Origin of the sequence: Brevundimonas sp. (genome assembly GCF_030656255.1) — a bacterium.
Taxonomy (GTDB): domain Bacteria; phylum Pseudomonadota; class Alphaproteobacteria; order Caulobacterales; family Caulobacteraceae; genus Brevundimonas.
Genome location: NZ_JAUSOE010000026.1, coordinates 26,482 through 40,033 on the forward strand (window position 1 = coordinate 26,482; position 13,552 = coordinate 40,033).

A 13,552-nucleotide genomic window follows, 5' to 3' on the forward strand; every position below is an offset into this window, starting at 1 on the left:
TAGAAAGACCTCGAAAGCATGGCCTTCCCCACGCCCGTCGAGCCGCGTCGCGAACTCTATCCCGAGATCGAACCCTTCGCCTCCGGCTGGATGACCACCGACGGCGTCCACGAAATCTATTATGAGGAAAGCGGCAATCCGCAGGGCCGGCCGGTCCTGGTGCTGCACGGCGGACCCGGCGGCGCCGTCAATCCCGGCATGCGTCGTTTCTTCGATCCGGCCCAGTATCGGATCATTATGTTCGATCAGCGCGGTTGCGGCCAATCCCGCCCCAACGCCTCGCTGGAAGACAACACCACCTGGACCTTGATCGAGGATATCGAACGGCTGCGCGAGCGCTGCGGCGTCGACAAATGGGTGGTGTTCGGCGGGTCCTGGGGCTCGACCCTTTCCATGGCCTACGCCATCACCCATCCGGAACGGGTCCTGGCCCTGGTTCTGCGCGGCATCTTCCTGCTGACCAAGAAGGAGCTGCACTGGTTCTATCAGGACGGCGCCTCGATGATCTTCCCAGACGCCTGGGAAAGGTTTGTCGCCCCCATACCCGAAGCCGAGCGCGGCGACCTGATGGGCGCCTATTACAAGCGTCTGATCGGCGACGACGTGGCTGACCGCGAGCGCTGCGCGGTCGCCTGGTCCAGTTGGGAAGGCGAGACGGTCAGCGTCGAGGGCCCCAAGGCCAAGCCGGACAAGTTCGCCGAACCTGAATTCGCCGTCGCCTTCGCCCGGATTGAGAACTGGTTCTTCACCAACGCCGGCTTCTTCCCCGAGGACGGCTGGATCGTGAAGAATGTGGACCGGATGCGCCACATCCCCTGCTGGATCGCCCAGGGCCGGTTCGATGTCGTCACCCCCATCGCTAGCGCCTGGTCCCTGCACCGGGCCTGGCCCGAGGCCAGGCTGGATATCGTGGCCGACGCCGGCCACGCGTCTTCGGAACCGGGCATCGTCGACAGTCTGGTCCGCGCCACCGATTGGGCCGCCGGCCTCTAGCCACGAAAAGCCGCCGCTCCGAAGGGAACGGCGGCTTTTGCTATTCAGCCTGATGGCGTCCGGGCCTTGTGCGGCCCGGTTGATCGGATGACCTAGGCTGCGTCCACCAGCACGATTTCAGCGTCCGAGATCGCCGTGACCGTCACGACATCCTCCTGGGCGATGGCGGCGCCGTCACGGGCGTTCAACCGAACGCCATTGACCTCGATCTCGCCCTTGGCCGGCACCAGATAGGCCCGGCGGGTCGCGCCCAGCGCATAGTCGGCGCTGTCGCCGGCCTTCAGCGTGGCCGCCACGATCCGCGCATCAGTGCGGATCGGCAGCGCATCCGCATCGCCTTCAAAGCCCGAGGCCAGGACCACGAACTGGCCCGAACGCTCGCCCTTGGGGAAGGGTTTGGTGCCCCAGCTGGGCGCCTCGCCGCGCTTGGTCGGCTCGATCCAGATCTGGAAGATCCGGGTCAGGTCCGGCTCGGCGTTGTACTCCGAGTGGCGGATACCGGTGCCGGCGCTCATCACCTGGACGTCGCCGGCCACGGTGCGGCCCTTGTTGCCCAGGCTGTCCTCGTGGGTGATGGCCCCGTCGCGGACATAGGTGATGATCTCCATATCGGCGTGGGGGTGGGGCGGGAAGCCGGTGCCGGCGGCGATCTCGTCGTCGTTCCAGACCCGCAGATTGCCCCAGCTCATCCGCTTGGGATCATAATAGTTGGCGAAGGAGAAGTGATGCTTAGCGTTCAGCCAACCGTGGTTGGCGCCGCCCAGCGATTCAAAAGATCTGCGCTCGATCATCGGAGTATCCTCAGGCCGGGCCGTCCCGGCGTCATTGACTTGACGCCAAGATAGAGATCGACGACCGAACAGAAATAGAAACACCTGAAACTCATCGTTTCCCAGCCGAGAGCGCTTCATGTCCCGCCTGCCTGACCTTGAAGCCATGGCCATCTTCGCCAAGGTGGCCGAGAGCCAGTCCTTCTCCGGCGCGGCCGACAGTCTGGGCCTGTCCAAGGCGACTGTGTCCAAGGCTGTGACGCGGCTGGAACAGCAGCTGAAGACCACCCTGCTGCACCGGACCTCGCGCCGCTTTGCCCTGACCGACGCCGGCCGCACGTTGGCGGCGCGAGCGGCTCAGATGCTGGCCGAGGCCGAGGGCGCGGTGTCCGAAGCCTTGGATATGTCTGTGACGCCGCGAGGCCTGGTGCGGCTGGCAGCCCCGATGTCCTTCGGCATGGCCTATGTGGCCCCGGCCCTGCCGGAGTTTCTGGCGCGCCACCCCGATGTCTCCATTGATCTTCACCTGTCGGACGAGGTGATCGACCTGGTCGGAGGCGGATTCGATTGCGCCCTGCGCATCGCCGCCCTGCCCGATTCCTCCCTAACGGCGCGTCGCCTGAGGCCTGTCGAGCGCCGGCTTGTGGCCTCGCCGGACTATCTGGCCCAGCGCGGGCGCCCGACCCATCCGCACGATCTGGAGCGTCACGCCTGTCTCGGCTACGCCTACATGCCCACGCCCGATGTCTGGCGGTTCATCAATGACGCGGGCGAGGAGGTGTCGGTCCGGCCGCGCGGCCCTTTGCGGGCCAACAACTCCGACGCCCTGACCGCCTCGCTGTGCGCGGGCCTAGGCGTGTTTCCCCAGCCGGACTTCATCTACTGGAAGGACGTGGCCGACGGTCATCTGGAGACCGTGATGACCGACTGGCGCCTTGCGCCCATCGCCCTGCATCTGGTCGCACCGGGCGGCGGGCCGCGACCGGCGCGGGTCACGGCCCTGATGGACTATCTGGCCAAACGGTTCAGCGGCCCTCTGTGGCCCGGCGATACGGTCGGGCGCTGACGCTTCAGCCGCACTTGACCTGCTGGATCACGCCCGAGGCGTCGTCATAGACGAAGTTTACCCGGTTCTCGCGATAGTCCATGGTTGCGGCGCAGGTGGCGCACAGAACGCGGAAGCTCTGTCCTAGCGGCGCAGCAGGCACTGCCGAACGGTTGCGACCGACATAGGCCTGATAATCCTCGACCTTGCAGGCCTTGAAGGCGGTCTCGCCACCCGGCGCAGGGGCGGTTGCGGGTGTTTGGGCGCAGGCGGACAACGCAAGTCCGGCGGCCATCAGGGAACTCAGGATGAAGGTGGTCTTCATGGTCGTCTCCGGGATACGTCGCAGCCTAGCCGCAGCGGACCTGCTCGATGATGCCGCTGTCGGTGTTGTAGAAGATGTTCAGACGATAGGCCGAATAGTCCTGGGTCACAGGACAGGTGGTGCAAGTGACGCGGCGGTTCACCACATCCACCGGCACGGGAATCTCGGTCCGGGACTTGCCGACCAGATACTGCATCTCGCCGGCCTTGCAGATGTCGGTCGTCTGTCCGGTCGGCATGCGGCTGCCGACGGGCGGGTTCAACTGGGCGCGTTCGACCGTGCGGGGCGCCGGCTGATCGGCGACAGGCGTCGAACAGGCCGCCAGCAGCCCCAGCCCCACGAAGCCGGCGATCAGGCCGCCTTTTCCCAGCGCCCTTCGTCCGTTTGACGCCAATAGGCCAGATTGGCGCCCTGTTCTTTCAGCGTCTTCCAGCGCCCGCGTGCGTGTTGCAGCGCCGGCTCGTCCCGACCGTCGAAAATAATGAAGCATCGTTCAAACCCTTCCGTCACGCCCAGTTCTGCGTCGTCGACGATGAACAGCGCCTGAGCGCCGTTCAGGTTCTCTCCCGATTCGCTCAGCAGCACAGGCTGGCGATCCGCATGGGGCTGATCGGCCCGGCCATGCGGCAGGAAGCTCTCTTCGTGAAAACTCCACAGACGCTCGTCGATATCGTCCAGCCGATGGGCGTGCGACGACTTGATCATGGCGCGCCAGCTCCGCTCGAGCGTCTTCTCGAGCAGGGTCGGCAACACCTGGTCCAGCGTGGAGCGCTCCAGGTGGTAGAACCAGATTTCGGGCTTGTCGCTCACCCGGCTCTATCTCCGGAACTCAAGCTTCGTAAGTATCGGCCACCATGCGATCCAGGGTGCGCACGGCGAAGCCGACGCCGCCTTCCGGCACGGTGGGGCTGGGGCTCTTGTTGGCCCAGGCGGTCGGGGCGATGTCCAGGTGCGCCCAAGGCACGCCGTTGGTGAAGCGTTGCAGGAACAGGGCGGCGGTGATCGAACCACCGGCGCGGCCGTTGCCGGTGTTCTTCACATCGGCGATCTTCGAATCGATATGCTGTTCGTAGATGTCCGGGATCGGCATCCGCCAGAAATTCTCGCCCACCTTCTTCGACGCCGCCAGGATTGGATCGGCGACCTCGTCGGAGTTCGAGAAGACGCCGGCGTAATCCAGGCCCAGGGCCACGATCATGGCGCCCGTCAGGGTGGCCAGGTCGATCATGAATTTCGGCTTGAAACGCTGCTGCGTGTACCAGAGGGCGTCGGCCAGGACGAGACGGCCCTCGGCGTCGGTGTTGATGACCTCGACCGTCTGGCCCGACATGGACACGACCACGTCGCCCGGACGCTGGGCGTCGCCGTCCGGCATGTTCTCGACCAGACCCAACACGCCGACGGCGTTGACCTTGGCCTTGCGGCCGGCCAGGGCGATCATGGTTCCGGTCACGGCGGCCGCGCCGCCCATGTCCCATTTCATGTCTTCCATGCCGTCGGCCGGCTTGATCGAGATGCCGCCGGTGTCGAAACACACGCCCTTGCCGACGAAGGCGATCGGCTGACCGCCGGCCGCGCCGCCGTTCCACTTGATCACGGCCAGCTGGCTCTCGCGACGGCTGCCCTGGCCGACGGCCAGAAGCGTGCGCATGCCCAGCTTCTCCATCTCGGCCTCGCCGAGGATTTCGACCTCAAGGCCCAGGCTTTCCAACGCCTTGACGCGCTTGGCGAACTCGGCCGGGTACAGGACGTTGGCGGGTTCGGACACCAGGTCGCGGGCGAAGATCACCCCGTCGGCCACGGCCGACAGCGGCTCCAGCGCGGCTTCGGCGGCCCGCAGATCCGACGTAACGACGCGGACAGTGGTGATCGACGGAATCTTGTCGGGCTTCTGGGTGGTGCGATACTTGTCGAAGCGATAGGCCGCCAGACGCGCGGCGAAGCCGACGCGGGCCGCCTGGTCGGGCGTCAGGCCCGAGGCGTCGATGGTCAGGATTTCTGCGCCCGACAATTTCACCGCCGAATAGGCGGCGCCGCCGAAGGCCTCGACCGCCAGATCGTCCAGCTTGTCCGCAGCCCCAGCGCCCACCAGCAGCACGCTGTCGGCGTTCACGCCCGACGGCGCGGCGATGCTCAGGGTCTGTCCGGCCTTGCCGACGAAGCGGCTCTTGGACATCGCCTTGGTCAGGGCGCCATTGGTCTTGGTGTCCAGGTCTGGTCCTGAACCGGCGAGAGCGCGGTCCTCATGAACAGGCACGGCGAGAATTTCAGCGGCGTCGACGGCGGCGACGAACTCGATCTTCATACAGCGACTCCAGCCAGGCCCCACCCGGCGTTACAATGGAAAAAGACAAACGGCGCGTCTGCTTGTCGCGGACGCGCCCTCCTGTGCTACTAGATGCGCCTCATTATCGCCGCCTGCAACCGGGCGAAGTCCATCCGCCCATGACCCTGATTCAAAGATACCTTTTCCGCCAGATCTCGCTGCCCGTGGTTGCGACCTGCGCTTCCTTGGCTGGAATCGGAATTCTGAGCCAAAGCCTCGACCAACTCGAAGTCATTGTCGAACGTGGCCAGAGCGTGTGGGTCATGGTGAAATTGACCCTGCTGGCCCTGCCCCAGCTCCTAGCCGTCATCCTGCCGATCGGTCTGTTCGTCGGCGCCCTCATCGCCCTGACCCGAATGCAGCGCGAGCAGGAACTGACGGCGGCCTTCGCCGGCGGGATGACGCGATGGCAGGTGATCTCGCCCGCAGCGCGTCTGGCGTTCCTGGTGCTGATCCTGAATCTCGTGATGACCCTGTTCGCCCAGCCCTGGGCCCAGCGTGAAGCCCGAAACCAGGCCTTCGCCATTCGCACCGATCTGGCGGCCCTGCTGGTCGAGGAGGGCCAGTTCGTCCAGGGACCGGACGGCTTGACCGTCTATGTCCAGCAGATCGAACAGAACGGTCTTCTGAAGAACCTGTTCGTCTACCTCGACGACGGCAAGTCGACCCAGAACTGGAGCGCCGCCGAGGCGCGTTTCGGCCGTGACGCCGCCAATGAACCGGTTCTCACCATGATCGACGGTTCCTGGCAGAAATATTCGTCGCGTGGCGTGCTCGAGACCCTGTCCTTCGACAGATACGATTTCCCCCTGGGTCAGTTCTCCAACGTGACCGAGCAGATTCGCTACAAGCCGGCCGACCTCTATCTTCGCCAGCTGTTGAACCCCTCGCCCCGCGTGCTGGAGACCGCCGGATCGCGCGGCGAACTGCTGGCCGAGGCTCACGCCCGCATCGCAGCCCCGCTCTACGCGCTTGTCGCCATGGCCATGGCCCTGGCCGCCATCATGGGCGGATCGTTCAGCCGCACCGGATATTCGCTGCGGATCGCCAAGGCGGCGGGCGTCTTCCTGCTGGTGCGGGTGATCGGCTACGGACTGGTGGCCGCCAGCGCCTGGAACCCGTGGATGAATATCCTGCAGTATCTGGCGCCCCTGATCGTCGTCGCGGCGGCCATGCGGGTGCTGTTCCGCGCCCTCAAGCCCCGCAAGCGCCGAAAGCTGCCGGTCATCGACCAGTTGCGCGCGAGATTCGCATGACCCTGGCCCTTCTCTCGCCTTCCCGATTGCGCCTGCCTCGGTTGGGCCGAATCGAACGCTATGTGCTGATCCAGCAGCTTCGTTCCCTGGGCGTGGCTTTGGCCGTGATCTCCGCTCTGGTGATGCTCATCGACTTCGTCGAGGTGTCGCGTGGCGTGGGTTCGGATCAGGACGTGTCCGCCCTGCGTATCCTGGGTCTCGTAGCCCTGAAATCGCCGTCGGTGATCGTTCAGCTTCTGCCCTTCGTCTTCCTGTTCGGGACCTTGGCCGCCTATATCGGCCTGAACCGACGCAGCGAACTGGTGGCCATGAGGGCGGCGGGCGTGTCGGCCTGGCGGTTCGTCCTGCCGGCTGCAGGCATGGCCTTGGTCCTGGGGGTTCTGACCGTGACCGTTCTGGGGCCGCTCGCTTCGGCCGGCGACGGCCTTTGGCAGCGCGAACGGGCGCGCATCTCAGGAACAGCCCCCGGCGCCAGTTCCAACGACGCCATCTGGCTGCGCGAGGGCGACGACCAGAGGCAGATGATCATTCGCGCCGGGCGTCAGGACCGCGCCAACGCCCGACTTCTGGACGTCACCTTCTTCATCTACACGACCGATGCGGAAGGCAACCGGGACTTCTCGGAACGAATCGACGCCCAGTCCGCCGCTCTCAGTGCGGGCCGCTGGCGGTTGACCGATGCAGTCGGCGCCAGCATCGGCCAGCGCGCCGTGACCTATTCCAGCCTCGACCTCCTCTCCAGTCTGGCGGATGAAGAGGCCTTCGAGCGTTTCGCCCGCCCTCAATCGACGCCCTTCTGGTCGTTGCCGAACCAGATCCAGCGAATCGAAAACGCCGGGTTCGCCTCCACCGCCTATCGGTTACGGTTCCAGCAGTTGCTGGTAACGCCCCTGGTCTTCGCAGCCATGTCGATCCTGGCGGCGGCGTTTTCGTTGCGGCTGATGCGTCTGGGCGACCTGGCGAAGATGAGCGTAGCGGCCGTGGTGCTGGGCTTCGCCTTCTTCTTCCTGAACCAGTTTTCGTCCGCCATGGGGTCGGCCGAGGTGGTTCCCCCCTTCGTGGCGGCCTGGTTGCCGCCGATATTGACGGCGCTCGCCGCCTTCACCTTGCTGTTCTATACCGAAGACGGCTAAGCGAGCGCCTCGCTCAAGACAGACGGATGGTTCATGCAGGGTGATCGCGATCAGCGTTCGAAGGCCTTCCGGGCGCGGCTTCTGGCCGGCGCGGCCCTGTTCGTCTGCGTTCCTTTCGCCGGGGTCGCTGCAGCACAGACGACGCCCGCCTCGGACGGCCTGCCCCAAGGCGCGGTCTATGTCGACGCCGGCAGCGCCAGTCGCACCGGCGAAGTGATCACCGCCGAAAGCAACGGCGGCGACCGGGTCTATCTGCGCGCCGACGGCAATGTGCTGCGCGGCGACAACCTCGCCTATGACCTGTCCAGCGGCGCGGCCTCGGCCAGCGGCCGTGTGGAAGCCGTTTCGGCGGATGGAACCATCGTCTACGCCAGCCATCTGGAAACCGATCGCGACCTTAAGGCGGCCATAGCAGTCGATTTCGCGACACGGTTCGAGAACGGCGCCAGTCTGATGGCGGCGACGGCGGTTCGGCGGAGCGAAAACGTCAACGAACTGAACTACGCCATTTTCACCCCCTGCCCGATCTGCGATGCGAACGGCCCCAAACGGCCCAGCATTTCGATCCAGGCTGAAAAGGTCGTCCAGGACGAAGCCCTGCGCGCCGTCATCTATCGCAACGCCATCTTCCGGGTCGGCGGCGTCCCGGTCTTCTACACCCCGTTTTTCGCCCATCCCGATCCGACGGTGGAGCGGGCCTCCGGCTTCCTGGTGCCCATCGTCAACTATGATGAAGGTCGCGGCGTCTCGATCGAGGTTCCCTATCTTCACGTGGTCTCGCCGTCGGAAGACTGGCTGATCAGTCCTCAGATCAACACCAATGTCTCGCCCCTGCTGAACCTGCAATGGCGTCGCCGGTTCGCCAACGGTTCCGTGATGGCGCGCGGCGGCTATACCTACGAGCGGAACTTCGGCGATTTTGATCTGAACGGCGACGGAGATTACGAAAGCAACGTCCGTTTCGGCGACAAGGAACACCGCAGCTATCTGCTGTCGCACGGCGAATACGATCCTGACGGCCCCTGGCGTTTCGGGTTCACGGCCGAGCGCACGTCGGACAAGACACTGTTCGACCGCTACGACGTGCGCGACACCTATCAGGACAACGGACTCTATTACGGCGACCGTCGTCGCCTGATCAGCCAGATCTACGCCGAACGTCAGACCGAACGATCCTATGTGTCGGTCGCCGCCTTCTCCATTCAGAGCCTGCGGCTGGACCCTGCCTACGAGGACAACGACTTCCGCGACGCCTCCGGCTTCAAGGTGTTCGAGGATGACGACGACCTGCCTCTGGTCGCGCCTCTGATCGACGCCCGCTGGGAACCTTCGGGTCCGGTCTTCGGCGGTCGATTGCGGCTGAAGGGATCGGCCGTCTCGCTCTATCGCGACAATTTCGTCGGTGCGCCGATCCTGAACCCTGACATCGTGCCTTCGGTGACGACGGGCTTGTCCGGCGTCGATAGCCGCAGGGTGACCGCGCAGGCGGAGTGGCGTCGAACCTTCATCACGGGCTCAGGTCTGCGGATCGAGCCGTTCATCGACGCGAGAGTTGACCTCTACTCGCTGTCCGATCTGCCGCCGATGATGGGCGTCGAGAGCGACGAGACCCTCAGCCGGACGCGCGCCAGCGCCGGGGTCGATGTCAGCTATCCGCTGATCAGACGCACCCAGCGCGCGGACATCATCCTCGAGCCGGTCGTACAGGTTTCGGTTTCCAACAAGGCGGACATAGATCCTCGCATTCCGAACGAGGATTCGCAGGTCATCGAGCTGGACGAGTCGTCGTTGTTCCGCATGGATCGCTTCTCCGGATATGATCTGGTCGAGGGCGGGCCGCGAGTCACAGCTGGCGGTCGCGCGACGATTCGCTGGTCGGAAGGGCGTAGCGCCAGCCTGTTCGTCGGCCGAAGCTATCGCGCCGATGACGAAGACGCCTTCCGCACTACGGTGCCGGACAGCACGACCGGCGCTCTTTACGATCCGACCGGTCTTGCGTCCTCGGCGTCGGATTGGGTGGTGCAGGGCAGTTTCTCGCCTTCCGATCGAATTCGCAGCTGGGGTCACGCGACCATCGATGGGTCCGGCGACGTTCGTCGCGCCGAGGCGGCGCTGGACGGCCGCTGGGGACGCCGCAATCTCGCGTCCGTCAGCTATATCGTGGATCGCTCCAATCCCTTGACCGGCGATCAGAACCGAAACTACGAATTCGTGCAGCTTTCGGGACAGCAGTTCGTCTATGGCGACTGGGGTGTCGCCGTCACGGGCATCGCCGATCTGGAACGGAACATCATCACTCGTCAGGAGGTCGGCGTCCTGTTCGACGACGACTGTTTGCGCGTCGAGTTCGGATATCGCCGCGACAATACACGCGTGCGAGCCAGCGGCCCCTCGGACGGCGTCTATATACGCCTAAACCTCGCCACTTTCGGAGGTTCAGGTTATGGACAGGGTGAAATGCGTTGAGCATGACGCTTTACGGGGCGCGACCGTCTGCCGGCCTGGCAAACGGACCGCTGTGAGGAATCAGGACGACCAATGGGTTTGATGCGTTATTCGACGGGGGCTGCGCTCGCGGCGGTCCTCCTCGCCGGTTCGGCCTATGGTCAGACGGCGTCCGTTCCGGCCGCTCCGCAGGCGTCCGCCGCCGGCGCGCCCAATCCGGCGGCCGGTGACGGACCCGCAACGGCTCGTCCCGCCCCTCAGTTCGAGATGGCCGACGGCATCGTCGCCACGGTGAACGACAAGATCATCACCGGCTTCGACCTGCGTCAGCAGATGCTGATGTTGATCGCCTCGTCGCAGGTCCAGCCGACCGAGCAGAACCTGCCGGCGATTCAGCAGGCCGCCCTCAACCGGCTGATCGAAGAGCGCCTGAAGGCGCAGGAGATCACCAAGTTCGAAAGCCTGAAGATCACCGACCAGGAGATCGACGAAGAGATCGCCCAGATGGCGCGCCAGGCCGGGGTCGCCCCAGCCGCCTATATGGAGTTCCTTCAGCAGGGCGGCATTCAGCCGAACGCCTTCCGCGAGAGCCTGCGCACCGAGATCGGCTGGGGCCAGCTGGTGCCCGGCCGCTTCAACAGCCGCGCCCGCCCCAGCACGCTTCAGGTCGACCAGGAAGTCCGTCGTCTCAATGATGCGGCCGCCCAGCCCCAGTATCTGATCGGCGAAATCTATATCGAGGCCTCGCGCGTCGGCGGCCAGGAAGCCGCCATGAACGGCGCCCGCCAACTGGTGCAGCAGATCATCCAGGGCGCGCCCTTCCAGGCCGTCGCCCAGCAGTTCTCGTCCGCCCCTTCGGCCTCGGCCCGGGTGCCCGGCGACGCCGGCTGGGTGGTCAAGGGCACGGTCCAGCCCGCGCTCCAGACCATCTTCGACCAACTCCAGCCCGGCCAGCTGTCCAACCCGATCGCCGTCGATGGCGGGGTGTACATCATCTATATGCGCGACAAGCGCGACGGCGCGGCGACCAGCCTGGTCTCGCTGCGGCAACTGATGGTCGAACTGCCCGAGACGGCGTCGGAGGCCGATCTGGCCGCCGCGACCCGCACTCTGGAAGGCCTGCGTCAGGGATTGAACTGCGACAACATCCTGTCCCAGGCGCGCGCGACCCAGGGGGTGATCGGGGCGGACCTCGGCGAATCTGACGTCGCCAACCTGGCGCCCCAGTTCCAGCAGTTCGCCCGCACCGGCGAGATCGGCTCGGTCTCCACGCCGATCCGCACCCCGCTGGGCCTGCACCTGGTCGCCGTCTGCGGTCGCCGGGTCGGCGGCCCCGAGGCCCCGAACCGTCAACAGGTCGAGGGTCGTCTGCGGGCCCAGAACCTGGCCGTGCTCGAACGCCGCTATCTGCGCGACCTGCGCAGCGACGCCCTGATCGAGTTCAAATGACCCGGCCTCTGGTCCTGACGCTGGGCGAACCCGCCGGCGTCGGGCCGGAGATCGTGGCCGCCGCCTGGAACGCCCTGAAGACCGAGCCGCTGGCCTTCGCCGTCATCGGCGACGCGGATCTGCTCCGCGCTCAGGGCGTACTGGTGGTCGAAATCAATACCCCCGCCGATGCGGTCCAGCCTTTCGGGCGCGCCCTGCCGGTGATCCATCGGCCCTTGCCGGTCCCGGTCGAGGTCGGCCGTCCCGATCCGGCCAATGCGCCGGCCGTCGCCGACGGTATCGAAGAGGCCGTCAGTTTCGTCCTGTCCGGCGAGGCGTCCGGCCTTGTGACCGCGCCGATCGCCAAGGCTCCGATGTACGCCTCGGGTTTCCGCTTTCCGGGCCATACCGAATTCATCGCCGAACTGACCGCCGACGCCCCCTATCCCGGCACGCGGGGGCCGGTGATGATGCTGGCGGCCAAGGATCTGCGCGCCTGTCTGGTCACGATCCATGTCGCCCTGGACCAGGTGGCCGAACTGATCACCGCAGATCGCGTGGCCCGCACCGCCCGCGTGGTCCACGAAAGCCTGAAGCGCGACTTCGCCATCGCTCGCCCGCGCCTAGCCATGGCCGCCCTAAACCCCCACGCCGGCGAAGGCGGCGCCCTGGGCCTGGAGGAGATCGAGATCCTGCGCCCGGTCGCCGCGCAACTGCGGGCCGAGGGGATCGACATCACCGACCCCAGGCCCGCCGACACCCTGTTCCACGACGAGGCGCGCGCGACCTATGACGCCGCCATCTGCATGTATCACGATCAGGCCCTGATCCCGGTCAAGACCCTGGACTTCTGGGGCGGGGTGAATGTCTCCCTGGGCCTGCCGATCATCCGCACCTCGCCCGATCACGGCACCGGTTTCGACATCGCCGGCCAGGGGATCGCCCGCGCCGACAGTCTGATCGCCGCCATTCGTCTGGCATCGGAGATGGCGGCGGCCCGCGCCGCGCGCTAACAGGGCGTGTGACCGACCTTCCCTCCCTCCGCGAAACCCTCGACGCCCACGGCCTGCTGGCCAAGAAGAGCTTCGGCCAGCATTTCCTGCTGGACCTCAATGTGACGCGCAAGATCGTCCGCATGGCCGGGCCGTTCGACGGCCGCGCTGTGATCGAGGTCGGCCCCGGCCCTGGCGGCCTGACCCGCGCCCTGCTGGAATCCGACGCCGGTCCCGTGGTCCTGGTGGAAAAGGACCCGCGCTTCATCCCATTGCTGACCGAGTTGGATGACGGCTCCGGCCGCCTGACGATCGTCGAAGCCGACGCCCTGAAGGTGAAGGAGGCGGATTTGGTCTCCGGCCCGACCCATCTGGTCTCCAACCTGCCCTACAACGTCGGCACGCCCCTGCTGATCAAATGGCTGACCGGCCCTTGGCTGCCCCACAGCCTGACCTTGATGTTCCAGAAGGAAGTCGCCGAGCGCGTCGCCGCAGGGCCAGGCGAGGACGCCTACGGCCGTCTGGCGGTCATCTCCCAGGCCGTCTGCACCGCCCGCATCGTCATGCACCTGCCCGCCGCCGCCTTCACCCCGCCGCCCAAGGTGGCCTCGGCCGTGGTCCATCTGGTCCCGCTGGACGAGCGCCCATCGCCTGAACGCCTGAAGAAGCTGGAACGCGTCACCGCCGCCGCCTTCGGCCAACGCCGCAAGATGCTGCGCTCCAGCCTGAAACAGCTGGGCGGCGCCGCCCTATGCGAGGCCGCAGGGATCGAGCCTGACGTGCGGGCGGAAACCGTGGACGTGGCGGGCTTCCTGCGTCTGGCGGATGCGCTGGCTTAA

Annotated in this window: 13 protein-coding genes; 8 read left to right on the forward strand and 5 right to left on the reverse strand. The window is 65.9% G+C overall.

All coding sequences use genetic code 11. From position 1 onward, the window contains the following. The first annotated feature begins 18 nt into the window (after positions 1 to 18). Entirely contained in the window at positions 19 to 993 is a 975-nt protein-coding gene (pip, locus tag Q7J26_RS02310; protein ID WP_304934900.1) for a prolyl aminopeptidase, read from the forward strand. A gap of 92 nt (positions 994 to 1,085) precedes the next feature. Here pip and Q7J26_RS02315 read toward each other — a convergent pair whose 3' ends face one another. Then, positions 1,086 to 1,784, reverse strand: a complete 699-nt coding sequence (locus tag Q7J26_RS02315; protein WP_304934901.1) for a pirin family protein — start codon at positions 1,782 to 1,784, stop codon at positions 1,086 to 1,088. 118 nt (positions 1,785 to 1,902) lie between these two features. Between Q7J26_RS02315 and Q7J26_RS02320 the strand changes: the two genes are divergently transcribed. Next, positions 1,903 to 2,829, forward strand: coding sequence for a LysR family transcriptional regulator (locus Q7J26_RS02320; protein ID WP_304934902.1), 927 nt, complete (start codon positions 1,903 to 1,905; stop codon positions 2,827 to 2,829). A 4-nt stretch (positions 2,830 to 2,833) separates the two neighbouring features. On the opposite strand, the gene Q7J26_RS02325 is transcribed toward Q7J26_RS02320, so the two are convergent. From Q7J26_RS02325 to Q7J26_RS02340, 4 genes are read right to left on the reverse strand one after another with little or no spacing between them, the layout of a single operon-like run. Continuing rightward, positions 2,834 to 3,133, reverse strand: coding sequence for a hemolysin (locus Q7J26_RS02325; RefSeq protein WP_304934903.1), 300 nt, complete (start codon positions 3,131 to 3,133; stop codon positions 2,834 to 2,836). Between the two features lie 25 nt (positions 3,134 to 3,158). Continuing rightward, positions 3,159 to 3,473: a hypothetical protein gene (locus tag Q7J26_RS02330; RefSeq protein ID WP_304934904.1), complete on the reverse strand. Its 315-nt coding sequence runs from the start codon at positions 3,471 to 3,473 to the stop codon at positions 3,159 to 3,161. Positions 3,474 to 3,484: 11 nt separating this feature from the next. Continuing rightward, positions 3,485 to 3,943 (reverse strand): DNA polymerase III subunit chi, encoded by a 459-nt coding sequence (locus Q7J26_RS02335; protein ID WP_304934905.1) that lies wholly within the window; start codon positions 3,941 to 3,943, stop codon positions 3,485 to 3,487. Between the two features lie 19 nt (positions 3,944 to 3,962). Next, positions 3,963 to 5,438 (reverse strand): leucyl aminopeptidase, encoded by a 1,476-nt coding sequence (locus Q7J26_RS02340; protein ID WP_304934906.1) that lies wholly within the window; start codon positions 5,436 to 5,438, stop codon positions 3,963 to 3,965. A 140-nt stretch (positions 5,439 to 5,578) separates the two neighbouring features. On the opposite strand from Q7J26_RS02340, the gene Q7J26_RS02345 reads away from it, so the two are divergent. From Q7J26_RS02345 to rsmA, 6 genes are all read left to right on the forward strand, one after another. Then, positions 5,579 to 6,715 (forward strand): LptF/LptG family permease, encoded by a 1,137-nt coding sequence (locus tag Q7J26_RS02345; RefSeq protein WP_304934907.1) that lies wholly within the window; start codon positions 5,579 to 5,581, stop codon positions 6,713 to 6,715. Next, positions 6,712 to 7,848 (forward strand): LPS export ABC transporter permease LptG, encoded by a 1,137-nt coding sequence (gene lptG / locus Q7J26_RS02350; RefSeq protein WP_304934908.1) that lies wholly within the window; start codon positions 6,712 to 6,714, stop codon positions 7,846 to 7,848. Before Q7J26_RS02345 ends, lptG begins: the two co-directional genes overlap by 4 nt. 33 nt (positions 7,849 to 7,881) lie before the next feature. Then, a complete protein-coding gene (locus tag Q7J26_RS02355; protein WP_304934909.1) occupies positions 7,882 to 10,314 on the forward strand; it encodes an LPS-assembly protein LptD in 2,433 nt (810 codons plus the stop codon). A 72-nt stretch (positions 10,315 to 10,386) separates the two neighbouring features. Beyond that, positions 10,387 to 11,742, forward strand: coding sequence for a peptidylprolyl isomerase (locus tag Q7J26_RS02360; protein ID WP_304934910.1), 1,356 nt, complete (start codon positions 10,387 to 10,389; stop codon positions 11,740 to 11,742). After that, positions 11,739 to 12,734 carry a 4-hydroxythreonine-4-phosphate dehydrogenase PdxA gene (pdxA, locus tag Q7J26_RS02365; protein WP_304934911.1) on the forward strand — a complete coding sequence of 332 codons (996 nt, stop codon included), beginning with the start codon at positions 11,739 to 11,741 and terminating at the stop codon, positions 12,732 to 12,734. The genes Q7J26_RS02360 and pdxA overlap by 4 nt, the downstream gene beginning before the upstream one ends. A gap of 8 nt (positions 12,735 to 12,742) precedes the next feature. Further along, the gene (gene rsmA, locus Q7J26_RS02370; RefSeq protein WP_304934912.1) at positions 12,743 to 13,552 is read left to right on the forward strand and encodes a 16S rRNA (adenine(1518)-N(6)/adenine(1519)-N(6))-dimethyltransferase RsmA; all 810 of its coding nucleotides are present in this window, start codon (positions 12,743 to 12,745) and stop codon (positions 13,550 to 13,552) included.

Excerpts from the sequence above, each read along its gene's own strand:
- Q7J26_RS02355 (WP_304934909.1), top strand. The coding sequence starts at position 7,882 with ATGCAGGGTGATCGCGATCAGCGTTCGAAGGCCTTCCGGGCGCGGCTT.
- pdxA (WP_304934911.1), top strand. The coding sequence starts at position 11,739 with ATGACCCGGCCTCTGGTCCTGACGCTGGGCGAACCCGCCGGCGTCGGG.
- Q7J26_RS02340 (WP_304934906.1), bottom strand. The coding sequence starts at position 5,438 with ATGAAGATCGAGTTCGTCGCCGCCGTCGACGCCGCTGAAATTCTCGCC.
- lptG (WP_304934908.1), top strand. The coding sequence starts at position 6,712 with ATGACCCTGGCCCTTCTCTCGCCTTCCCGATTGCGCCTGCCTCGGTTG.
- Q7J26_RS02345 (WP_304934907.1), top strand. The coding sequence starts at position 5,579 with ATGACCCTGATTCAAAGATACCTTTTCCGCCAGATCTCGCTGCCCGTG.
- pip (WP_304934900.1), top strand. The coding sequence starts at position 19 with ATGGCCTTCCCCACGCCCGTCGAGCCGCGTCGCGAACTCTATCCCGAG.
- Q7J26_RS02315 (WP_304934901.1), bottom strand. The coding sequence starts at position 1,784 with ATGATCGAGCGCAGATCTTTTGAATCGCTGGGCGGCGCCAACCACGGT.
- Q7J26_RS02320 (WP_304934902.1), top strand. The coding sequence starts at position 1,903 with ATGTCCCGCCTGCCTGACCTTGAAGCCATGGCCATCTTCGCCAAGGTG.
- Q7J26_RS02360 (WP_304934910.1), top strand. The coding sequence starts at position 10,387 with ATGGGTTTGATGCGTTATTCGACGGGGGCTGCGCTCGCGGCGGTCCTC.
- Q7J26_RS02325 (WP_304934903.1), bottom strand. The coding sequence starts at position 3,133 with ATGAAGACCACCTTCATCCTGAGTTCCCTGATGGCCGCCGGACTTGCG.